Here is a 21916-nt window from a genome sequence, read left to right on the forward strand (position 1 = left end):
CTTCACCGGTCCGGCACCGGTTAGCCCGGCTGGCCACCATTCTGCCTTGCGGGACGCTGTAAGGGGAGAGGCTGGACAGTCCCGACGGCGGCGGGTCGCGTTTGGTGCGGCGGGCCTAGTCCCGTTTCCAGGGGCCAGGGTTCACCCGGTAAAGGACGGCGGCGCCAATCACGGCACCGAGAATTGCGCCGAACAGGGCACTTCCCGCGGCGCGGCCGATGAGCGCGCCGGCAGTGGCGCCAAGCAGGGCGCCGAGGAAGAGGCCCCTGCCGTTGCGGTGCGGTTTCTTGGTCATGGTGTCAGCCTACGGGTGGCTTCCTAATGGATGGAGGGAACGGTACGGGGCCGGACCACCAGCCAGAGTGCGGCGATGGCACCGGTGATGCACACAGCCATGACGGAGCCCATGGGAACAGCGGAACTGACGCCCAGCCAACCCACTACCGGCGGGACAATTCCGGCCATCATGAACTGGGATGCCCCCAGGAGGGACGCTGCCGTGCCGGCCTGGGCTCCGTGATTGGCGAGGGACAGGACCTGGACGCAGGGGAACATGAAGCCGGTGGCGCAGATGTAGAACCACAACGGAATGAGGATGCCCCAGAGGCCGACGTGCAAGAGGTCAAGCACTACGATCACGAGGGCAGTGAACAGCATGAACAATGTTGCCCCGGCCACGATCCATTGCGGGGCCACCCGCCTGATCAGGCGGGAACTGATCTGGACACCCGCAACAATGCCCAGCGAATTGATGCCGAACAGGAGACCGTATTCCTGCGGGGAGAATCCGTAGATGTCCTGGAACAGGAAAGTGGACGCGGATAGGTAGGCGAACAAACCGCCGAAGTTCAGGCTTCCCACCAGCACCATGCCCACAAAGATCCGGTCCGTCAGGACCGATTTGTAGCGCTGCCCCACCGTGATGGTGGATTTGCCGCGCTGCGCTGCGGGCAGCGTCTCCCGGATGAAGAAGATGGAGGCAAGGATGACCAGCAACCCGTAGGCGGCCAGGAAGTAGAAAATACCGGGCCACGGGAAGGCCAGCAGCAACTGTGAGCCGATAACTGGGGCAAGGATGGGAGCGAGGCCGTTGACCAGTGACATCCTCGAGAACATGCGGACCATTGAATAGCCGTGGAACAGGTCCCTGACCATGGCCATGGCTACTACGCCGCCGCCTGCCGCGCCGATGCCCATGAGGACTCGGAACAGGGACAGCATCCCGATGTCTGTTGCCAGCGCTGCCCCGAGCGAGGAACCGATGTGGACGGCCGTGGCAAGGATCAGCGGGAGCCGGCGCCCCACTTTATCGCTGAAGGGACCTACCACCAGTTGGCCCAGCCCGAAGCCTACGGTGGTTCCCGTCAGGGTGAGCTGGATGGCCGCAGCAGAAACGTCAAAACTCTCCTCCAGCGCCGGGAACGCCGGGAGGTAAAGGTCGATCGTGAAGGGACCCAGCGCAGTCAGTGCACCCAGCAGGAGAATGTAGACAAGTTTTTCGCGTCGGCTCAGGGAGTCGCCCGGAGCAATGGGAGAGGTCACGATCATCTATCCTATGGCCCGGATCATATTTATTGGGCGTATGACGGGCGCGCCGCAGTGTGGTCCCGAAAGTTCAGCAGGAACCTGAATGATAGCTTTGAGGACAGGTGTCCGCGGTGAGAGATTTCAGTCCGCGTTCGCCCCATACGATGCCCAGAGGAAAGCAGTTAGGCGGAACCCATGAGTGGACGTCACACCGGCCGGACCAGTCAAGGACCTGCCATTCGTACTTTGCCGAAGACCCTCAAGCTCGTTGCACGGTTGGCCCCACGGCAAATCAACGACGAAATTGCCTTGGCAAAGGTGGAACTCAAACGCAAGGCCACCCAGGTTGGGATAGCAGGTGCCTTCTTTGGCGTGGCCCTGGTCTTCCTTGCGCTGTTGGTGATCGCTCTCGTTGTTGCCGCCATTCTGGGACTGGCAACCATCATGCCGGGATGGCTGGCGGCGCTGATCGTCGCAGCATTCTTCTTGATTATTGTGGCTATTGCATCCCTTATTGGAGTCGCCAAATTCAAGAAGGCCATGCCCCTGGTGCCCGAGGACACCATCCGCGGCATCAAGCACGATCTTGGAATTGCCAAAGAGGGCTCAGCCTTCGATGAGTCCATCCTCGATCCCAACTCGCCCGCTGCCAAGGCGGCCAAGGCCGAGAAGGAAGCTGCAGCGGAAAAGGCCAAGGCAGAGAAGGCTGCGAAGGAAGCTGCCAAGGAGGCGGACGCCGTCAAGGCACCCACGGAAGGGGAGCTTCGCTCGCGCCTGAGGAAGCGCCGCGAACACCTGACGGGGGTCCGCGACGAGCTCGGCGAACAGTTGGACGTCAAGAAGCAGGGCCAGGCCCTGCTGAACAGCGCCGGCGGAAAGCTCCAAGAGGGCAAGGACTTCGCTGCGGCGAAGTTTGCCGACCTCGGAGACTCCGTCCCCGAAAGCCTCACCGAGCGGCTCGCCGCCCGGTGGAAGGACCTCGCTGCGTTTGCCACGGCTGCAGTGGTCTTCGTTGTTGCCCTGCGGAAGCTGCTGAAAAAGTAGGTAGATAACCGCAGCGCCAAACACTGACAACGAGGAAGGGGGAACGCGTGAAATTGATCGGTGCCGGCTCGAACCCTGACCGGCCGCAGGTTGACCACGACCTCATCTTCACTGTCCCCAACATCCTCACGGTCCTCCGCTTCATGGGGGTCCCGCTGTTCGTGTGGCTCGTTTTGTCGGAGCAGGAGTACGGCTTCGCCGTCCTGGTGCTGGTGATCATGGGCAGCACCGATTGGGTTGATGGCTACATCGCCCGGCGCTTCGACCAGACCTCCAAGCTGGGCCGCATCCTGGATCCCATGGCCGATCGCGCAGCGCTGCTGGCCGTCGCTTTCACGTTGGCGATTGCCGGCGTCGTGCAGTGGTGGTACTTGGCTGCGCTGTTGGTTCCGGACGCCATCCTGGCCATTGCTTCCCTGATCTACTTCCGCAGCCACCCGGACCTTCCAGTGAGCGTCATTGGGAAAATCCGCACGGCGCTGTTGCTGCTGGGCACTCCGTTGCTTGTCCTCTCCAAATTGCCCATCCCGTTCACTGAGGTCTACTTCGTGGCCGCTTGGACGTTCCTGGGCTTCGGGTTGCTGGGACACTGGATTGCGGCCTACAACTATTTCTGGGCCATCTTGCGTAAGGGAAAAGAACTGAAAAACGACGACGGCGGACACGGCTGATGGTCTGGTTGGCGGTTTTCCTTGCAGTACTTGGTGCCTTCTTCCTCGCCATAGGCGCCCAACGGCAGGGCAGCGCAGTCAAAGCCGATACCGGCGGCCTGGCGCTGAGCTCCAACGGTTTCCTGAGGCTGCTGCGGAATCCCCGTTGGATGCTCGGGCTGCTGTTCCTTACCCTCGGAATGGGGATGAACGCCATCGCCCTGGTATCTGCCCCGCTCACCGTAGTGCAGCCCATTGGTGCCATTGCCCTGGTGATCACCACGGTGGTCAACGCCAAGGACCAGGGTCTGAGCATCAACCGTGCAACTGTGGTGGCCATCAGCGCATGTGTCACGGGGTCGGCCCTGTTCGTGTTGCTGGCAGTCTTCGTTACGCAAGAGAACCATCACGTCAACAGCGAGGACGAGCTGACGATTGTGCTCCTACTGGCCCTGGCCGTGGGCATCTTCGGAACTTTGGCTGTCCTGTTCAAACACCGGATGAGTGCCTTCATCTACATCCTGGGTGCTGGTGTCCTGTTCGGTTTTGTTGCCGTCCTGACCCGCATCATCGGCAAGCACCTGCTGGATCCCAACGGGTTGTTCCTGCTCAACGTCCAGTGGTACACCCTCATAGCCATCGTGGCCGCCGGGGGATTGGGATCCTGGTTTGTGCAGAGTGCCTACTCCGGCGGGCCACCGGACCTGGTCATCGCCGGACTGACCGTGATTGACCCCATGGTGGGCATCGCCATCGGCATTGTGATCCTTGGTGAGCTTCGTCCCGATGTCCACGCCGTGATGGCCATCGCCATGGCTGTGGCGGCAACGCTTGCTATCGTGGGTGTTATTGCCCTGAGCCGGCACCATCCGGAAGTCACCAAACGCAAGAAAGACGCGAAGGCGGCTGCCGCCAAGAAGGCCTAGGGCATAGCTGTACCTTGCGCCGCCGCTGTACGCGGACCGGCAACCCGGCGACACCGCAGTATTGCCACAAGCAGTGCTGTCCGCACCGTGAACATCAGGAGTTCTCCACGTGACCATTCCCGACACCAACAAGCCCCTCACTCTTCTGATTGCTGCGGATACTTACCCGCCGCACGTCAACGGTGCCGCTCAGTTTGGCTACCGCCTGGCCAAGGGAATGACGGCACGAGGACACAACGTCCACGTGTTGGCCTGCCGTCCGGACACGGGCAAGAGCTTCACGGAGTTCCGCGACGAAGCCACTGTCCACCGGCTCCGTTCCCATGGCGTTTTCACCCATGAGTACTTCCGCATTTGCTTCCCGTGGGAGATCAAGAAGGAAATCAGCCTGCTGTTCGACAAAGTCCAGCCGGACGTCGTCCACATCCAAAGCCATTACATGATTGGCGAGCAGGTCCTGTACGAGGCCGTTAAGCGTGGCATCCGGGTTGTTGCCACCAACCACTTCATGCCGGAAAACCTGAATCCCTTCCTGCCGTTCCCGCAGTGGTTCAAGAACATCGTTGGCCGCATCTCCTGGAAGGACATGGGCAAGGTGATGAGCCAGGCCGATGTGGTCACCACGCCCACTCCACTCGCTGCCAAGGCCATGCACCAGCACGCGTTCCTGCGTAAGGTCCTGCCGCTCTCCAACGGCATTGACTCCTCGGCTTACGAACTCCAGCCCGGCGAGACCATTGAGCCGCACACCAACCCCACGGTGCTGTTTGCCGGACGTCTGGCCGAGGAAAAGCATGTCAACGTCCTGATCGACGCCGTAGCAAAGACGTCCCCGGCGTTGAACGTGCACCTGGAAATCGTGGGGGGCGGCGAAGTCCGTCCTGCCCTTGAGGCGCAGGTAGCGAAGCTGGGGCTGGGGGACAGGGTCAGGTTCCTTGGACTCGCCAGTGACGAAGACTTGCGCGAGGCCTACATCAAGGCCGACATTTTCTGCATGCCCGGAACAGCCGAGCTCCAGTCACTGGTGACCCTGGAAGCCATGTCTGCGTCAACTCCGGTGCTGCTGGCCGACGCCATGGCCCTGCCGCATCTGGTCCGTGATGGTGAGAACGGCTATCTCTTCACCCCGAATGACAGCGATGAACTTGCAGCCAAGATCACCAAGCTGGTGGAGCTTCCCAAGCACGAGCTGGAAGCCATGGGCAAGTTGAGCCGCGAGATGGTGGAGCCCCACAGCCTCAACGGCACCCTCCAGACGTTCGAGGACCTCTACCGCGGGGCCTCTTACGAAGACAAAGTGGTGTGACAAAAGCACTCCCCGGCAGCTATTAGAATTGCTGGAGTGCTTTGCCCGGATCTGCTCCTTTGCGGTGGCTCTTCCGGGCATCACGGGGCTATAGCTCAGCTGGTTAGAGCGCGGGACTCATAATCCTAAGGTCCTCGGTTCAAGTCCGAGTAGCCCTACTTTTCACGCAAGAGCTGTGGCCGACAATCAATGATTGTCGGCCACAGCTCTTTTGCGTTCCGCCCCGGGTGCGGTAAGTTACTCATCAGTAACTTAGTCTTGGTCGCAGGTGACCACCCTTGAAGGAGCGAATATGTCCAACGCTGCATTCGACGCCACCAACCTTCCGTATGCCGACGGCGACTTCTATGCCTTTGAGCAGATGCTGACAGGAAAAGAGCAGGATCGCCTGGCTGAGGTCCGCGAGTTCCTGGCCCGCGAGGTCAAGCCCATTGCCGTGGATTGCTGGAACCGTGGCGAGTTTCCCATGGACCTCATTCCCAAGCTCGGCGAACTGGACCTCGTCAGTCCCGTCCGCCGCCAGGGGTACTCGAACCTGTTCGCCGGAATGCTGCATGCGGAGGTGACCCGGGCGGATGCTTCCATCGCTACCTTCATGGGTGTCCACGACGGCTTGTTCACCGGCTCCATTGAAGCCCTCGCTTCCCAGGAGCAGAAAGATGCCTGGCTCCCGGACATCTATTCGCTGAAGAAGATCGGCGCTTTCGGCCTCACCGAGCCGTTGGGCGGCTCTGATGTTGCCGGCGGCACCCGGACCACGGCCAAGCGCGACGGCGACACTTGGATCCTCAATGGCGCCAAGCGCTGGATCGGCAACGCTACTTTCTCCGACTGGGTGGTCATCTACGCCAAGGACGTGACCGACAACCAGGTGAAGGCGTTCCTGGTGGACACCACGCTGCCCGGCTTCTCTGCGAGCAAGATCGAGAACAAGATCTCCCTTCGTACGGTCCAGAATGCGGACATCACCCTGGACAACGTGGTGGTGCCGGACTTCTTCAAGCTTGCCAACGGCAACAGCTTCCGGGACACCAACAAGGTCCTCAAGGTCACGCGTTTGGCGGTCGCGTGGCAGGCGGTCGGGCTTCAAATGGCAGCCTTCGACGTCGCCCGCAGTTACGCCGTGGAGCGCCAGCAGTTCGGGCGGCCGCTGGCCGCGTTCCAGTTGGTGCAGAACCAGTTGGTCCAGATCCTCGGGAACACCGTTGCTTCCATGGGCATGATGGTCCGTCTGGCGCAACTCGAAGACGCAGGAGTCGCCAAGGACGAGCAGTCAGCCTTGGCCAAGGCCTTCACCACCGCACGCATGCGCGAAAGCGTCGCCCTGGGCCGCAGCATCCTGGGTGGCAATGGGATCGTCACGGACTATGGGATGGCCAAGATCTTCTCCGATGCCGAGGCCATCTACTCCTACGAGGGCACACACGAGATCAATACGCTGGTCACCGGCCGGGCCATCACGGGCGTTTCTGCCATCGTCTAGGAGTCCTGACAACAGCGGTGTCCCGCTGGGTGGGGAATCAGGAGAGCGGGAGCAGGATTGACGGACGCAGGTCCGCCACGAAACCCAGCGGGTTCAGATAGTCCTCGCCCCGGCGAACACCCCAATGCAGGCAGGTGCTGACGCCGCAATGTCCGGGTTCCAAGGTTCCTATGGCTTGGCCTTTGCGGACAACGTCGCCGGCTCTGAGTTCGCTGGTTACGGGTTCGAAGCTGCTTTTGAGGCCATCGCCGTGATCGATGGTCAGTACCGGACGATCAACCACGACGCCGGCAAAGGTCACCACGCCGTCCGACGGCGCGGTGACCTTTCCGCCGTCGGACGCTGGTCCCACATCCACGCCCCGATGGCCGCTCAGCCACGGTTTGTCCGGCGGGTCGAAGATCCGAAGCACGCCAGGTTTGGGGGAGAGCGGCCAACTCCACCGGCCGGAGTCCGGGTCCGGCGCAGCCGGCGCGGATGCGCCGAGTGCGCCCGCAGCCATTGCCAGGGCAGCCAGCAGGGTCGTCAAGGACTTTGCAAGGGTCATGGACCAAGCCTTCCGGGGAGACCGCGGCGGGTCGATCCCCGGTCTTTCGTATGTGGACAACGGGCTGCGATCGCGGTCAAACAGGTGGGGTCGCTGTAGTACACTTGGTGGAGCAGTTTGCTGTGCCCTCAAGCTTGTTCAGGAACATGTCTCATTCAGATATGTGAGGGTCCCAGGCTGACTACGCGTATCCAGCCCTCCACCAGCGAAGCCACGTGGCTTCTGGCTGCGGAGGATTGTGCCTCTTGCGGTCCGGACAAGCCTTTGGCTTCACTCCGGATGAGAAGCGCAATGGATGCCAGGAGCTGCGCCCATCCGGGCAAAAGCTAAACAACCGTCAACTATTGGCAGGGTAAGAGCAGCCCCATGGGCTCTCTCATGAATGACCTGCCGGAAGGAGCGTCGGCATGCCCGTCGTAACTATGCGCCAGCTGCTTGACAGCGGCGTCCACTTTGGACACCAGACCCGTCGTTGGAACCCGAAGATGAAGCGCTTCATCTTCACGGAGCGCAACGGCATCTACATCATTGACCTCCAGCAGTCGCTGTCCTACATCGACCGCGCCTACGAGTTCGTCAAGGCTACTGTCGCCCACGGCGGCACCGTCCTGTTCGTCGGCACCAAGAAGCAGGCTCAGGAAGCAATTGCCGAGCAGGCTACCCGTGTTGGCCAGCCGTACGTCAACCAGCGTTGGTTGGGCGGTATGCTCACCAACTTCCAGACCGTCGCCAAGCGTATCCAGCGCATGAAGGAACTCGAAGAGATCAACTTCGACGACGTCGCAGGCTCGGCTTACACCAAGAAGGAGCTCCTGCTCCTCAAGCGTGAACTCACCAAGCTTGAGTCCAACCTCGGTGGTATCCGCAACCTGACCAAGGCTCCCTCGGTTCTCTGGGTTGTTGACACCAAGAAGGAACACCTTGCTGTTGACGAAGCCAAGAAGCTGAACATCCCGGTTGTTGCCATCCTGGACACCAACTGCGATCCCGACGAAGTTGACTTCCCGATCCCGGGTAACGACGACGCCATCCGCTCCGTCAACCTGCTCACCCGCGTTGTTGCCGACGCCGTAGCTGAGGGCCTCATCGCCCGCAACCAGCGCGCAACGGGCACCACCGAAGCTCCGGAAGAGCCGCTGGCTGAGTGGGAGCGCGAGCTCCTCGAAGGCAGCAAGGCCGAAGAAGCAGCAGCAACCGAGGCTCCGGCAGCAGAAGCTCCCGCAGTTGAGGCTCCGGCAGCAGAAGCTCCCGCAGCTGAGGCTCCCGAAGCAACTGAAGCTGCAGCCGGCGAAGCCGAAGCAGCCAAGTAAATCTGGACCTTCCCTGATGCCGCAAACAGCATCGGGGGCAACTGACAGGATGGCAGCTCACATGGTGGGCGGCCGTCCTGTCAGTCCGTAAACACACAAATTCTAGACAGAGGGGTTCACATGGCGAACTACACTGCTGCTGACATCAAGGCCCTGCGCGAGCGCACCGGCGCCGGCATGATGGACGTCAAGAAGGCTCTTGACGAAGCCAACGGTGACGCCGAGAAGGCCATCGAGATCATCCGCATCAAGGGCCTCAAGGGCGCTACCAAGCGCGAAGGCCGTTCGACTGCTGAAGGCCTGGTTGCTGCCAAGGTCAACGGCGGCGTTGGCGTAATGATCGAGGTCAACTGCGAAACTGACTTCGTTGCCAAGGCTGACAAGTTCATCCAGCTGGCTGACAAGGTCCTCAACGTTGCAGTCGAGTCCGGCGCAGCCGATCTCGAGACCCTGCTGGCCACCGAGGTTGACGGCAAGCCGTTGTCCGAGGTTGTTGTCGAAGAGGGCGCTGTCCTCGGCGAAAAGGTTGTTGTCCGTCGTATCTCCCGCGTTGAGGGAACCACGGTTGACGCTTACCTGCACAAGACGTCCAAGGACCTCCCGGCCCAGGTCGGCGTCCTGTTCGCTGTTGACGGTGAAGGCGAAGCCGCTGCCACCGCCGCACACGACATCGCTGTCCACGTTGCAGCCATGGCTCCGAACTACCTGACCCGCGACGACGTTCCGGCTGAACTGGTCGAGTCCGAGCGCCGCATCGCTGAAGAGACCGCCAAGGCTGAAGGCAAGCCCGAAGCTGCTCTTTCGAAGATCGTTGAAGGCCGCGTGACGGGCTTCTACAAGGGCGAAGTTCTGGTTGACCAGGCATTCGCCAAGGATTCCAAGAAGACTGTTGCACAGGTCCTCGAAGAAGCCGGCGTCAAGGCAACCGCAGTAACCCGTTTCCGCGTAGGAAACTAGTAATTCATGAAAAGGGGTGGTCACTTCGGTGGCCGCCCCTTTTTCATGCACCCGTCCGGGTAGTACCTGCGCGGACCCACAGCACGATAATCTAGCCAGAGTCCACCAACGGGAGGCACCATGGAAACCGTCAACACTGCAATCCAGCCCGAGAAGACCCGCCGACGTGTACTTCTGAAACTTTCCGGTGAGGTCATCGGCGGAGGCAAGCTCGGCGTCGATCCTGAAACCGTCCGGGCCATCGCCAAGCAGATCGCCGCAGCTGTCTCCGACGTCGAGGTGGCAATCGTCGTAGGTGGCGGTAACTTCTTCCGAGGCGCAGAGCTGTCCCAGAGCGGCATGGACCGTTCCCGCGCCGATTACATGGGCATGCTCGGCACGGTCATGAACTGCCTGGCCCTGCAGGACTTCCTGGAGCAGGCAGGCGTTGAAACCCGCGTCCAGAGCGCGATCACCATGGGCCAGGTTGCCGAAGCCTACATTCCCCGCCGCGCCATCCGCCACATGGAGAAGGGCCGCGTTGTCATCTTCGGTGCAGGCGCCGGACTGCCCTACTTCTCCACTGACACCGTGGCAGCCCAGCGTGCCCTGGAAGTCCATGCTGACGTGGTCCTCATGGCCAAGAGCGGGGTGGATGGCGTCTACACTGCCGATCCCAAGAAGGACCCCACAGCCGAGAAGCTCGATGTCCTCAGCTACGACGACGCCCTGCGCCGGGACATCCGCGTCATGGACCAGACGGCCATGACCATGTGCAAGGACAACAAACTGTCCATGGTGGTCTTCGGCATGGAAGGCGAGGGCAACGTTACCCGTGCCATCCTCGGCGAGACGCTGGGAACCCTGGTTACTCCCTAGCAAGGGCTAGGATATTTCTAGGACCTTCCGCCTCTCACGGCGGATCTTTACTGTGCACTGCGGCCTGCATGAGGGCAGCAACTTATTTCTGAGGAGAAACCCGTGATCGAAGAGACCTTGCTCGAAGCCGGCGAAAAGATGGACAAGGCGGTTGAGGTAGCCAAGGACGATTTCGCTACGATCCGTACGGGTCGGGCGAACCCCGGTCTCTACAACAAGGTGATTGTCGAGTACTACGGCACCCCCACGCCGCTCCAGCAGTTGGCTTCCTTCGGTGTGCCCGACGCCCGGACCATCCTCATCACGCCCTACGACAAAACCGCTCTGCGCGACATTGAGAAGGCGTTGAGCGATTCCGAGGTTGGCGCCAACCCCTCGAACGACGGCAACGTGATCCGCGTGACCATTCCTGAGCTCACCAAGGAGCGTCGCAAGGAATACGTCAAGATTGTCAAGGGCAAGGGTGAAGACGCCAAGGTTTCCATCCGCAGCATCCGCCGCAAGGCAAAGGACACGCTGGACAAGCTCGTCAAGGACGGCGAAGCCGGCGAAGATGATGGTGCCCGCGCTGAGAAGGAGCTCGACGCCCTGACCAAGCAGCACGTTGACAGCATCGACGAGCTGCTCAAGCGCAAGGAAGCCGAGCTGCTCGAGGTCTGATGAACCAGGCTGAGCCGGCACCCGCTGGACGGGTCCCGACACGCGATACCCCTCAGCGCGCCAGGCGCGTACGGACGAACCCTACGCCAAAGGCCGGCCGGAACCTTCCGGCGGCCATCGGCGTCGGGCTTTCCATGCTCTTGGCGGTTTTGGGCGGATTGCTCTTCCTCCCCTTGGGTTTCGTGCTGCTCACCACGGCTTTTGCTGTGTTGGGTGTGTGGGAAGTTTTCCGGGCCCTTGAGGCCCAAGGCACCAGGATGCCGATCATCCCCGTGATGGTTGGCAGCCTGGTGATGCCGGTATCGGCCTATTTCGGCGGTCTGGAAGGTTTGCTGTTCACCATGACGGCGAGTTCCGTGGCCGTCCTGCTGTGGCGCTCCATCGAGAGCGCCGCTGGTGCGCCCCGGAGCGTGTTCGCCGGTGTGTTCACCTTGGCGTGGATTCCTTTCCTCATCAGCTTCGCGTCGCTGTCCTTGCACACCACCAGCGGCCCCACTCCTGTGGGCTTTTGGCCGGATGGGATTCCCGAAGGTGCATGGCAGATCGCGTCCATGCTGCTGTTGGTTGTTTCCAATGACACGTTCGGGTACATCGTCGGGGCGTCCTTCGGGAAGCACCCCATGGCTCCAAAAATCAGCCCCAAAAAGTCGTGGGAGGGATTCGCAGGGTCGGTGGGTGGAGCCATGCTGATTGGCGTCCTGGCCTGTATCTTCCTCCTCGACAAGCCCTGGTGGGTGGGCTTGGTCCTGGCCGTTGGCATGGTGGCCGCAGCTACGGCAGGGGACCTCGCCGAGTCCATGGTCAAACGTGAACTGGGCGTCAAGGACATGAGCAGTATCCTGCCTGGCCACGGTGGCGTCATGGACCGCCTGGACTCCATTGTGTTCGCGGCCCCTGTAGCCTATGTTCTGTTCGCGCTGCTCAGCGGCGTCTGACAATCAACGAAGGAAAATTAGTGTCCGTGGATATTCGACGCCAGATTCCCGCAACGTTCGATCGCGTGGAGCGCAGCAAGTACGGCTATAACGCCAAACAAGTTGACGAGTTCCTCCAGCGTGCCAGGACGTCGTTCGAAAACCCCGTGGGTACCGCTGACCAGGTGGCCAGCGTTGACGTGCGGGACGTAGCTTTTGACCCTGTCAAAGGTGGGTACGACGCCCACAGCGTGGACGCCGCCCTGGACCGGCTCGAGGATGCGTTTGCACGCCGCGAGCGTGATGACCTGATCAGCCAGCAGGGCGAAGAAGCCTGGCTGCGCCAGATCGGCAAACTTTCCGGCATCCTGCGGGGCCGGCTTCACCGGCCCGATGGCGAGCGGTTCCGTCGACCTTCCAGCAAGCGGGCGCGCAGCTACAACATCCAGGACGTGGACGCCCTGTGTGCTGAACTGGTGGGATACCTGGAGCATGACCAGGTCCTGAGCGTGGACACTGTCCGCCGGGCAGTGTTCCGGGCGGCCAAGGGCGATGAAGGCTACGAGGAAGCCCAAGTGGACGCTTTCCTGGCCCGTGCCGTAGAGCTCATGGCGGCCATCGACTAGTCCACACCCCGCTCATGGGGAGGGCTGGTGGGTGCTGGGGGAAACAGGCGTGTTGTTCTTCCACACTGCCAGGTAGCGTCTGTGGCCGCGGGCCAGCGAGGTGCCGAAGAAGGCCAGCGCGACCAGAACGGCCACGGGGACTGCCACCACCGGGGGAAGCCCGGCGGTCAGGAGTGCCGATCCCAGCAGCAGGGCGATCAAGGCCGAGTTGACGAACCCCATAAAGACCATGCTGCTGCCGGCAACCTGGCTGAAGTCTGTCCGAACGCCCAGGAAGTAATACGTCCTTTTGGCGCCTTCTTCGTCGTCGTGGGCTCCGGCCATGAGGTACGGCCCTATGCCGGGATCCATGTCGACGTAGGCCGCCCGCAGGCGGTTCATCGCCAGGACGTACATCAGGTCCTCCATGCCCACGCTCATGACGCGGACGTGAGTGAGCAGGCCAACCACGAGGTCGATACTAAGGACGGTCAGCGCGAAGGCCCTGAAGGCATCGGAAAATTGTGTGGCGTTACCCACCAGTGCCACACTCAACAGGCTCGCCGACGTGAAGGTCAGGAACATGCTGATGCGAGTGAGGACTTCGCCTTGGGTGGTACTGCGTGAGGCGAGCAGGCTCCAGTGCTCGGTGGCCAGCAACTGCGCGCGGACACTCGGTGACAACTCCGTCGGTCGTGCCGGCGGCTCTGGGCTGGCGGCGCCCGGTTCCTCGGACATGGCGTCATTGTCCACCCTGGCTGCTGCGCGGACAACAGGTCACTGCATCTGCGCGCCTAGCGCTCGGTGGCCACCGGCCGCTCCGGAACGTGCAGCCGCGACATGACGCGGTTCACGGACGCAGGCACGCGCCTTTTCGTTGCGAGGGAAACGATCACTGTCACCGCGAACGCTGCCGGCACGCTCCACGCCGCCGGCTGGGCAAGCCACGCCGGTGCGTTACCTGATCCCATGAGCGTACCCACCACCATGGCACCACCGCAGAGCAGCGCACCGGTCAGCATTCCGGCAATCGCGCCGGCGTCGGTCAGGCCACGCCACCAGATTCCCAGGAGCAGGACCGGGCAGATGGTGGAGGCCGTGAATGCGAAGACCAGGCCAACGCTCCCGGCAAGGGCCAGGGTGTCGGTCATCAAGGCAAAACCCAAAGGCACGACGGCGGCCAGCACCGCTGCGAGGCGGAAGCCCCTGACGCTTCCGCCGAAGAGGTCCTGGCTGATGACGCCTGAGAGCGAAACCACCAACCCAGAGGTGGTGGACAGGAAAGCGGCGAAGGCTCCGGCGACGACGAGGGCGGAGAGAAGGTCTCCAGCGGTGCCCCCTATCAGCTTGCCGGGGAGGAGGAGGACCAAGGCGTCGGCCTGGCCGGACTGTGCGAGTTCGGGCGCGAACATTCGTCCCACCGCGCCCGATACGGTGGGAAAAAGATAGAAGACGGAGAGCAGGCCCAGCACAATGAGTGTGGTTCTCCGGGCGGATTGCCCGTCCGGGTTGGTGTAGAACCGCACCAGGACGTGGGGCAGGCCCAGGGTTCCGAAGAGCAACGCCACCAACAGGGAAATGTGCTGGTACGCGCCGGCTGGCGCCTGGCCGGTGGGGTTGATGGGAAGCGACGCCTGGAGTGCCGTGCCGTTACCGGCCAGCACCAGCAGCACGAAGACCACCGGAACTGCCAGGGCAGTCAGCTTCAGCCAGTATTGGAACGCCTGGACAAACGTGATGGAACGCATGCCACCTGCCACCACCGTGAGGCACACCACCACAACAACCGCCGTCGAACCTACCCACGACGGCAGGCCGGTGGTGATGCGGATGGTGAGCGCCGCCCCGTGGAGTTGCGGGACGATGTACAGCCAGCCAACGGCAACCACCACCAGGCTGGTCACGCGGCGGACCAGCCGGGAATCCAAGCGGGCTTCGGTGAAGTCGGGGATGGTGTAGGCGCCTGAGCGACGGAGGGGCGCGGCGACAAAGAGCAACAGCATCAAGTAACCGGCGGTGTAGCCTACGGGGAACCAGAGCGCGTCCGTTCCCGAGAGCAGGATCAGTCCGGCGACGCCCAGAAAGCTGGCGGCGGACAGGTACTCGCCGCCGATTGCAGAGGCATTCCACCAGGGCGGGACGGTTCGCGAGGCCACGTAGAAGTCGCCGGTTGTCCGGGAGATGCGCAGACCGTAGAAGCCGATGACTGCTGTCGCCAGCGATACGGCAAGGAACGCGAACAGGCCTACCGCCGGGTTCACTTGTCCTCCACCAGGTCCTTGTACCGGGCCTCGTTGCGGGCCGCCGCGCGGTTGTACAGCCAGGCGCTCAAGCCAATCACCGGGTAAATGCCGGCGCCCAGCACCATCCAGTCCAGTGGGATGCCGAATATCCGTGTTTCTGCCACGCCAGGCCCGTACACCAGGAACAGTGCGATCACCACGAGGATGATCAGGAAGCAACAGGCCACCACCAGCGCCAAACGCAACTGCGAGCGGATCAGGGACCGGATGAAGAGTTTGCCTGAGTCGGAGTCTTCGGCGACCTCGCGCGGGTAGGGCAGCCGGCCGGGAGCCGCTGTGGCCGACTGGCGGGGCGCCGTCACCCGGACGCGCGTCATCCTTGCGGCCGGATGCGCGTGGTCTGCAGCTTGTCCCGGACAGAGGGCAGGTGGCGTCGGCTGATGGGCAATTCAGCTCCGGCCACGGCTACGCTGGGACCCGTCGCAGCCAGCTTCAGGTGCTGGACGTGGTTCAGGGCGATCAGGTACGAGCGGTGGATCCGGATGAACCCTGCCTCTGCCCACTTCTGCTCAAGGTCACTGAGGGGAACCCGGATGAGGTAGCTGGCTTCGGCTGTGTGCAGTCTCGCGTAATCGCCCTGGGCCTGAACGTAGGTGACATCGTCCCGGCGGATCATACGGGTGGTGCTGCCGAGGTCCACGGTGATCATCTCTGGTGCAGGGGTGCCTTCCTTGATCAGGTCACTGATGCGGTCCACGGAACGGGACAGCCGTTCCGCGCGAAGCGGCTTGAGCAGGTAGTCGATCGCGGCGAGGTCGAAAGCTTCCAGCGCGCACTCTTCGTCGGCGGTGACAAAAACGACGGCGGGTGGATGGCTGCTGCGGGAAATGGCCCGTGCGATGTCCAAACCAGACAATGCCGGCATATGGATGTCGAGGAAGACGGCGTCGACAGACTCGGTTTCCAGGGTCCGCAGGGCCTCAGCACCGGACGAGGCCCGGTGGATGGCACCAATCCGTTCATCCCGTCCCAGCAGGAAGGCAAGCTCCTCCACGGCGGGAAGTTCGTCATCAGCGACGAGCACGTTGATCATGCTTAAAGACTAACCGTCACCTCAGGCGTCATGACCGGGCTGGGACTTGGGAACCCTCATGGTGATCAGGGTTCCTTCCCCGGGAGCCGTGTCGATGACCAGCCCGTGCTCGTCCCCGTACACCTGGCGCAAGCGGGCATCCACGTTGCGCAGTCCCACGTGGATCCCATCTGTGTGCCCGGCGAGCACGGACCGCAGGTGCTCAGGGTCCATGCCCACTCCGTCGTCCTCGATGGTCACTTCAGCAAACGCACCGGAGTCGTTGGCGCAAATGGTGATATGGCCCGGGCCCTCCTTGGCTTCGAGCCCGTGCCGGACCGCGTTCTCCACCAAAGGTTGCAGGCTGAGGAAAGGGATGACAGTGCTGAGGACCTCCGGGGCGATCCTCAGGCTCACTTGGACACGTTCGCCGAAGCGTGCCCGTTCCAGCAGGAGATAACGGTCGATGCAGCGCAGTTCCTCGGCCAACGTGGTGAAGTCGCCGTGGCGCCGGAAGGAGTACCGGGTAAAGTCGGCGAACTCCACCACCAACTCCCGGGCCCGGGCGGGGTCGGTGTTGATGAACGAGGCGATGGCATTGAGGGAGTTGTAGATGAAGTGCGGGCTGATTTGGGCACGCAGCGCCCTGACTTCAGCCTCCATCAGCAAGGTCCGGGAGGCTTCGAGTTCCGTCAGTTCCAGCTGGGCGGCAATCCAGTCGGCCACCTCGCTGGTGGCCCTGACCAGCCCGGCGCCGGCCGCCGGCGCCAAGGCTGCCACCGAGCCGACCACCCGGGAGCCCGAGCGGATAGGAGCAATCACGGCACTGAAGTCGTGGTTTCCATGCTCGGCTTTGGCGGTGGTCCGATGCCCGGCGTGCGGCACCACCGCGGTTCGGCCAGTGGCCAGGACCTCGGCAGCAAGACGCATCAACGACGGCCTGAGTTCCTCGGCTGTACCGTCCCACGCGAGCACAGAATCGGTGTCCGTGATGGCCAAGGCATCGCAGCCCAGCAGTACGCGAAGCTGCTTACTCGCTTTCGCTGCACCGGCCGGTTGGAGGCCGCTCCGGAGATGCTGCCCGGCCCGGGAGGCCGCGTGCAAAGTGTTGTAGGTGGCCCGTTCAGCGTCGGTGCCCAAGTCCCGGAAGGAACGCATCACCTTCAACCCAACGCCCACGACGACGGCGATGGCCAGCACGATCACGGCGATGGCAGCGGCTGTGAACAGCGGGGAGTCGGGCATAAGGCCAGCGTAGCGGGATGCTCCTCCACCTCGGTCCGATTCCACTGAAGGTGGTTCACATCCCACCGTTTGGCGCAGCACCGCAACCGTTGAGCGATGGCAGCACGCGATGCTCTGGAACAGGGACCGGGCGGCGTTCGATAGTGATTGCAGTCACATTGGCAAGGCGTGTGGAGCTGGTGTGGACACATCACAATCAGGAGGAACCATGGGTAATGAGGCCCAACCCCAGGACGCAAAAGCGTCCGTGGACTTCCAGGAAGTTCAACAGACGGAACGGTTCAAGACACTGCGCAAGCGGCACCGCAGCTTTGTCTTCCCGATGGCAGTCGTATTCCTGCTCTGGTATTTCGCATATGTTCTCTTGGCCGACTACGCGGTGGGCTTCATGTCCATCAAGGTATGGGGCAACATCAACGTCGGGCTGATCCTCGGCCTGCTGCAGTTCGTCACCACCTTCGGCATCACGGCATGGTACGTGAGCTACTCCAACAGGAAGCTGGACCCCATCGCTGCTGAAATCCGCAACGAGATCGAGGGCCACGAATTTGATAAGGACGGCAATGTGATCAGCGGGGCAGCCAAATGAACACCATGGTCCCGGCAGCAGTCAACGTCGAAGCCCTGAAAGACACCACCCTGCTCAACATGGGCATTTTCGCCCTCTTCGTGGCAGTCACCATGGTGATCGTCTTCCGGGCCAGCCGGAACAACAAGACCGCAGCAGATTACTACGCAGCAGGCCGATCGTTTACCGGTTCGCAAAACGGCACGGCCATCGCCGGCGACTACCTGTCGGCGGCATCCTTCCTCGGCATTACCGGCGCCATCGCCATCAACGGCTACGACGGCTTCCTGTACTCCATCGGCTTCCTCGTCGCCTGGCTCGTCGCTTTGCTCCTGGTGGCTGAATTGCTCCGCAACACCGGCAAGTTCACCATGGCTGACGTTCTGTCCTTCCGCTTGCGTCAGCGCCCTGTCCGGATTGCCGCTGCCCTCTCCACCTTGGCCGTCTGCTTCTTCTACCTCCTTGCCCAGATGGCAGGAGCAGGCAGCCTGATTTCGCTCCTGCTGGGCATCAGCGACTGGGGCGGCCAGGCCTTGGTGATCATCGTCGTCGGGGCCCTGATGATTATGTACGTACTCATCGGCGGCATGAAGGGCACCACCTGGGTGCAGATCATCAAAGCCATCCTGCTCATTGCCGGTGCAGGGGTCATGACAGCCATGGTTCTTGCGATCTATGGTTTCAACCTGTCCAGCCTGCTGGGCTCCGCAGCTGAAGCCGCCAACAACCCGGCCATCCTGAACCCCGGCCTGCAGTATGGAAAGACCGAAACGTCCAAGCTCGACTTCATGTCCTTGGGCCTCGCACTGGTCCTCGGTACAGCCGCATTGCCCCACGTGCTGATGCGCTTCTACACTGTCCCGACAGCCAAGGAAGCCCGCAAATCCGTGGTCTGGGCCATCTGGCTGATCGGCCTGTTCTACCTGTTCACCCTGGTGCTGGGCTACGGTGCAGCAGCCCTGGTGGGGGCGGAAACCATCAAATCCGCACCCGGCGGCGTCAACTCTGCCGCCCCTCTGCTGGCCTTCCACCTGGGTGGCCCGTTGCTTCTGGGCTTCATTTCGGCGGTCGCTTTCGCCACCATCCTGGCGGTGGTGGCAGGCCTGACCATCACGGCGGCTGCCTCCTTCGCCCACGACATCTATGCAAATGTCATTGCCAAGGGCAAAGCGGATGCAATCACCGAGGTGAAGGTGGCCCGTCGGACGGTATTGGTAATCGGGGTGCTTGCCATCCTCGGTGGCATCTTTGCCAACGGCCAGAACGTGGCCTTCCTGGTGGCGCTCGCCTTCGCAGTTGCAGCCTCGGCGAACCTGCCCACCATCGTCTACTCCCTGTTCTGGAAGAAATTCACCACCCAGGGGGCGGTCTGGAGCATGTACGGCGGTTTGGCTGCGGCCATCCTGCTCATCACGTTCTCACCCGTGGTTTCGGGTGCCAAGTCGTCCATGATCCCCGGAGCGAACTTCGCCCTGTTCCCGCTAAGCAACCCGGGCATCGTGTCCATCCCGTTGGCCTTCTTCCTGGGTTGGCTCGGAACCGTTCTGGACAAGCGGCGCGAAGATCCGGCCAAGCAGGCGGAAATGGAAGTGCGCTCGCTGACCGGCGTCGGTGCCGAGAAGGCAGTAGACCACTAGCACCGGCTCGAACAAAGTCACCATCCAAGAGAAGGCCCCTCCGGCGAACAACGTGCAGGAGGGGCCTTCTCTTCATGGGCGCCGGCTGGTTCTTCTTCAGACTGCGTCTACTTCTTCAGGTTGAGCCACTCCGTCAGTTGTTCCAGCGGCCAGGTGGTGACAATCCGTTCTTGGGGAACGCCCAGGGCTTCGGCACGTTCTGCGCCATATTGCAGGAAGTCGAGTTGGCCAGGAGCATGGGCATCGCTGTCGATGCTGAACAGGCAGCCGGCGTCCAAGGCCATGGTGATGAGGTTGTCCGGTGGGTCCTGACGCTCGGGACGGGAATTTACTTCGACGGCGACACCCCACTCCGCGCACTCCTTGAAGACTCTCGCGGCATCGAACTCGGACTCAGGCCGGGTACCCCGTGATCCCTGGACGAGTCGGCCGGTGCAATGCCCCAGGACGTTGGTGTGGGGATCGGTGATGCCGCCCAACATCCGCGTGGTCATGGTCTTTTTATCGGACCGGAGCTTGGAGTGGACACTGGCCACCACCACGTCCAGTTGGCCCAGCATGTGGGGAGTCTGGTCCAGGGTTCCGTCTTCGAGGATGTCCACTTCAATGCCTTTGAGGAGGCGGAAACCATCCTGGGATGAGTTGATTCCCTCCACGACGCCGAGTTGATTCTCAAGCCGCTCCACGCTCAGTCCGTTGGCGATGGTGAGGTTGGGGGAGTGGTCGGTGAGGGCAAGATACTCGCGGCCGAGGGTCCGTGCCGCTGCCACCATGGATTCGATGGGGGAGCCGCCGTCGGACCAGTTGCTGTGGCTGTGAAGATCGCCGCGCAGCGCTGCCCGGAGCGTGTCTCCTCCGGATGCCAACGATTCCGTGCCACGTTCGCGCAGGTCCGCAAGGTACTCGGGGATCCGGTCTTCGAGGGCCTGTGTGATGACTTCGGCGCTGCGGTTGCCGACGCCTTTGAGGCTGGTGATCCGCCCGGTGCCCACAAGCCTTGCCAGCTCTTCGGGCGAAAGCTGCCGCACGGCGTCGGCCGCTTTGCGGAAGGCCTGGACCTTGAAGGTGGGGGCCTGGCTGCGTTCGAGCCAGAAGGAGATTTCGTCGAGCGCCTCTATGGGATCCATGGCTCCATGATCCACGAACCAGGCGCACCATCAACAGTGGGCAGTGTCAATGGTGCGCCGGTTCGGTCGCCGCCAACTAGTGGTGGCGACCCGGGTCCAGGGCGGGATTGGAGCCCTGGCCGTTTTCTCCGTGAGGGGCCTGGCCGTGCTCGCCATGCGGAACAGCGTGCTGTCCGGCCATCGAGGCGGCCAGTCCCGGTGTTGCCACTGTTGCAACAACGACGGCGGCTCCGAACGCGGCTGCCAGAAGCCGCCCGGTCCTTGGCTGGCCGTGGGCGCCGCCGTCGTTGGTCTTGTGCTGCCGCCTCAGCCAGCCGGCTCCGGCAAGTGCCATGAGCGTCAGGCCGAGGGCGGCAAAGTGGCTCACGTCCAGTGAGCGCAGGGAGCTGATCCCGGTAACTGTGACTGCGAGGTGCGCAGCGGCAGCAGCGGCGAGGACAGGAAGCGCGAATCGTGCCAAGACCAGGGCATTGCGGTGCAGCCCCCGCAGGGACCAGGCCAAAAAGGCCAGGCCCGCCGCGAGGGTTGCCACCCCGGCTGCCACCGTCCCGGGTGCCGCTGACGCTGTTCCGGTGAGATATCCGGCGGCAAGGGAAAGCTCAACCATCCCGGCGGCCATCGCTGCGAAGTACACGAACAGGAGGGTCGCTGCGTTCAGCGTGGGGTGGTGTTTGCTTTCCATGGTCCTTGCCGTCCTCTCGCTGTTTTACTCGGTGATCAGGTTTATTCGGTGATCAGGCGTCAGGCGTGGGCGCGGGTGGAGGCTACGGTTGCCTTGTCCTGGGACAGGGCAACACCCAGCAGGACCACAGCGCTGGCGAGGTGCAGCACGTTGTCTGCGCCGTTGAGGGCGATGATGTTCAGGGACGAACCCACCAGGAAGAGTCCAAGGATACCCACCAGCAGGTAGACGGCACCTACGGCCGTGTTGACGGACTTGGACAGGGTGACGCTGTTCATGCCGGCGTACAGAAGGGCAGCGCCGATGGCCAGGTGGATGATGTTGTGAAGGGGGTTCACGGCGAAGATGATCAAGTTGGCGCCCTCGGTGGCGAAGAAGCCGATTCCCGAGGTGACAAAGAATCCGAGCACGCCTACCAGGAGGTAGACAGCTCCGAAGATGGTGGCGATCAGGCGATTGGGCGAAGTACGCATGGTCCGAACCTTCCGGTGATGGCCGGATATTCCGGCCGTCCTGCTGAGCCCCGGGTGGGGCTCTCAAGCAGTGATTCGGACC

At 62.4% G+C, this 21916-nt stretch carries 24 protein-coding genes and 1 tRNA gene; 14 read left to right on the forward strand and 11 right to left on the reverse strand.

The features are described 5' to 3' along the window. Positions 1–115: 115 nt before the first annotated feature. Together ACIQLI_RS19545 and ACIQLI_RS19550 are read right to left on the reverse strand one after the other, a co-directional pair. Positions 116–295 carry a glycine zipper domain-containing protein gene (locus tag ACIQLI_RS19545; protein ID WP_089594322.1) on the reverse strand — a complete coding sequence of 60 codons (180 nt, stop codon included), beginning with the start codon at positions 293–295 and terminating at the stop codon, positions 116–118. Positions 296–318: 23 nt separating this feature from the next. Continuing rightward, on the reverse strand, positions 319–1548 hold the full coding sequence (locus ACIQLI_RS19550) for a multidrug effflux MFS transporter (RefSeq protein WP_400391442.1): 1230 nt from the start codon (positions 1546–1548) through the stop codon (positions 319–321). Between the two features lie 174 nt (positions 1549–1722). Here ACIQLI_RS19550 and ACIQLI_RS19555 point away from each other — a divergent pair, with 174 nt between their 5' ends. The 6 genes from ACIQLI_RS19555 to ACIQLI_RS19580 all read left to right on the forward strand — a co-directional run bounded on the left by ACIQLI_RS19555 (position 1723) and on the right by ACIQLI_RS19580 (position 6936). Then, on the forward strand, positions 1723–2571 hold the full coding sequence (locus ACIQLI_RS19555; protein ID WP_400391445.1) for a phage holin family protein: 849 nt from the start codon (positions 1723–1725) through the stop codon (positions 2569–2571). Positions 2572–2618: 47 nt separating this feature from the next. Further along, a complete protein-coding gene (locus tag ACIQLI_RS19560) occupies positions 2619–3242 on the forward strand; it encodes a CDP-alcohol phosphatidyltransferase family protein (RefSeq protein ID WP_207596955.1) in 624 nt (207 codons plus the stop codon). Then, positions 3242–4147 carry a DMT family transporter gene (locus ACIQLI_RS19565; protein WP_354232262.1) on the forward strand — a complete coding sequence of 302 codons (906 nt, stop codon included), beginning with the start codon at positions 3242–3244 and terminating at the stop codon, positions 4145–4147. Before ACIQLI_RS19560 ends, ACIQLI_RS19565 begins: the two co-directional genes overlap by 1 nt. Before the next feature lie 109 nt (positions 4148–4256). Further along, complete coding sequence (locus ACIQLI_RS19570) at positions 4257–5453, forward strand: glycosyltransferase (RefSeq protein WP_400391449.1); 1197 nt, start codon at positions 4257–4259, stop codon at positions 5451–5453. A gap of 84 nt (positions 5454–5537) precedes the next feature. Continuing rightward, positions 5538–5611 (forward strand) — tRNA-Ile (locus ACIQLI_RS19575). A gap of 134 nt (positions 5612–5745) precedes the next feature. After that, positions 5746–6936 carry an acyl-CoA dehydrogenase family protein gene (locus ACIQLI_RS19580; RefSeq protein WP_400391452.1) on the forward strand — a complete coding sequence of 397 codons (1191 nt, stop codon included), beginning with the start codon at positions 5746–5748 and terminating at the stop codon, positions 6934–6936. Positions 6937–6973: 37 nt separating this feature from the next. Here ACIQLI_RS19580 and ACIQLI_RS19585 read toward each other — a convergent pair whose 3' ends face one another. After that, positions 6974–7483 carry a M23 family metallopeptidase gene (locus ACIQLI_RS19585; RefSeq protein ID WP_400391455.1) on the reverse strand — a complete coding sequence of 170 codons (510 nt, stop codon included), beginning with the start codon at positions 7481–7483 and terminating at the stop codon, positions 6974–6976. 407 nt (positions 7484–7890) lie between these two features. Here ACIQLI_RS19585 and rpsB point away from each other — a divergent pair, with 407 nt between their 5' ends. From rpsB to ACIQLI_RS19615, 6 genes are all read left to right on the forward strand, one after another. Continuing rightward, positions 7891–8793 (forward strand): 30S ribosomal protein S2, encoded by a 903-nt coding sequence (rpsB, locus tag ACIQLI_RS19590; RefSeq protein WP_400391457.1) that lies wholly within the window; start codon positions 7891–7893, stop codon positions 8791–8793. Positions 8794–8913: 120 nt separating this feature from the next. After that, positions 8914–9750, forward strand: a complete 837-nt coding sequence (gene tsf / locus ACIQLI_RS19595; protein ID WP_026541489.1) for a translation elongation factor Ts — start codon at positions 8914–8916, stop codon at positions 9748–9750. A 120-nt stretch (positions 9751–9870) separates the two neighbouring features. After that, positions 9871–10608: a UMP kinase gene (gene pyrH / locus ACIQLI_RS19600; RefSeq protein WP_207596961.1), complete on the forward strand. Its 738-nt coding sequence runs from the start codon at positions 9871–9873 to the stop codon at positions 10606–10608. A 102-nt stretch (positions 10609–10710) separates the two neighbouring features. Continuing rightward, positions 10711–11268 carry a ribosome recycling factor gene (frr, locus tag ACIQLI_RS19605; protein ID WP_159707894.1) on the forward strand — a complete coding sequence of 186 codons (558 nt, stop codon included), beginning with the start codon at positions 10711–10713 and terminating at the stop codon, positions 11266–11268. After that, complete coding sequence (locus ACIQLI_RS19610) at positions 11268–12203, forward strand: phosphatidate cytidylyltransferase (protein WP_400391462.1); 936 nt, start codon at positions 11268–11270, stop codon at positions 12201–12203. Before frr ends, ACIQLI_RS19610 begins: the two co-directional genes overlap by 1 nt. Positions 12204–12223: 20 nt before the next feature. Beyond that, positions 12224–12808 (forward strand): DivIVA domain-containing protein, encoded by a 585-nt coding sequence (locus ACIQLI_RS19615; protein ID WP_354517607.1) that lies wholly within the window; start codon positions 12224–12226, stop codon positions 12806–12808. A gap of 12 nt (positions 12809–12820) precedes the next feature. Here ACIQLI_RS19615 and ACIQLI_RS19620 read toward each other — a convergent pair whose 3' ends face one another. From ACIQLI_RS19620 to ACIQLI_RS19640, 5 genes are read right to left on the reverse strand one after another with little or no spacing between them, the layout of a single operon-like run. Then, positions 12821–13525, reverse strand: coding sequence for a hypothetical protein (locus ACIQLI_RS19620; RefSeq protein WP_354232274.1), 705 nt, complete (start codon positions 13523–13525; stop codon positions 12821–12823). A 56-nt stretch (positions 13526–13581) separates the two neighbouring features. Continuing rightward, a complete protein-coding gene (locus ACIQLI_RS19625) occupies positions 13582–15048 on the reverse strand; it encodes a cation acetate symporter (RefSeq protein ID WP_400391466.1) in 1467 nt (488 codons plus the stop codon). Next, positions 15045–15407 (reverse strand): hypothetical protein, encoded by a 363-nt coding sequence (locus ACIQLI_RS19630; protein ID WP_400391468.1) that lies wholly within the window; start codon positions 15405–15407, stop codon positions 15045–15047. Before ACIQLI_RS19630 ends, ACIQLI_RS19625 begins: the two co-directional genes overlap by 4 nt. After that, positions 15404–16123: a LytR/AlgR family response regulator transcription factor gene (locus tag ACIQLI_RS19635; RefSeq protein ID WP_400391471.1), complete on the reverse strand. Its 720-nt coding sequence runs from the start codon at positions 16121–16123 to the stop codon at positions 15404–15406. Before ACIQLI_RS19635 ends, ACIQLI_RS19630 begins: the two co-directional genes overlap by 4 nt. Positions 16124–16144: 21 nt before the next feature. After that, positions 16145–17347 carry a sensor histidine kinase gene (locus tag ACIQLI_RS19640; RefSeq protein ID WP_400391474.1) on the reverse strand — a complete coding sequence of 401 codons (1203 nt, stop codon included), beginning with the start codon at positions 17345–17347 and terminating at the stop codon, positions 16145–16147. Positions 17348–17555: 208 nt separating this feature from the next. On the opposite strand from ACIQLI_RS19640, the gene ACIQLI_RS19645 reads away from it, so the two are divergent. Together ACIQLI_RS19645 and ACIQLI_RS19650 are read left to right on the forward strand one after the other, a co-directional pair. Continuing rightward, positions 17556–17936: a DUF485 domain-containing protein gene (locus ACIQLI_RS19645; RefSeq protein ID WP_400391477.1), complete on the forward strand. Its 381-nt coding sequence runs from the start codon at positions 17556–17558 to the stop codon at positions 17934–17936. Continuing rightward, complete coding sequence (locus ACIQLI_RS19650) at positions 17933–19552, forward strand: cation acetate symporter (protein WP_400391479.1); 1620 nt, start codon at positions 17933–17935, stop codon at positions 19550–19552. The genes ACIQLI_RS19645 and ACIQLI_RS19650 overlap by 4 nt, the downstream gene beginning before the upstream one ends. 107 nt (positions 19553–19659) lie before the next feature. Here the strand turns inward: ACIQLI_RS19650 and ACIQLI_RS19655 are convergent, their stop codons facing one another. The 3 genes from ACIQLI_RS19655 to ACIQLI_RS19665 all read right to left on the reverse strand — a co-directional run bounded on the left by ACIQLI_RS19655 (position 19660) and on the right by ACIQLI_RS19665 (position 21834). After that, positions 19660–20679 carry a PHP domain-containing protein gene (locus ACIQLI_RS19655; RefSeq protein ID WP_400391482.1) on the reverse strand — a complete coding sequence of 340 codons (1020 nt, stop codon included), beginning with the start codon at positions 20677–20679 and terminating at the stop codon, positions 19660–19662. A 76-nt stretch (positions 20680–20755) separates the two neighbouring features. Beyond that, positions 20756–21361 (reverse strand): hypothetical protein, encoded by a 606-nt coding sequence (locus tag ACIQLI_RS19660; protein ID WP_400391485.1) that lies wholly within the window; start codon positions 21359–21361, stop codon positions 20756–20758. Positions 21362–21420: 59 nt separating this feature from the next. After that, the gene (locus tag ACIQLI_RS19665) at positions 21421–21834 is read right to left on the reverse strand and encodes a DUF4383 domain-containing protein (protein ID WP_400391488.1); all 414 of its coding nucleotides are present in this window, start codon (positions 21832–21834) and stop codon (positions 21421–21423) included. Positions 21835–21916: the final 82 nt, after the last annotated feature.

Source organism: Paenarthrobacter sp. NPDC091669, from assembly GCF_044756725.1.
GTDB lineage: Bacteria > Actinomycetota > Actinomycetes > Actinomycetales > Micrococcaceae > Arthrobacter > Arthrobacter bambusae_C.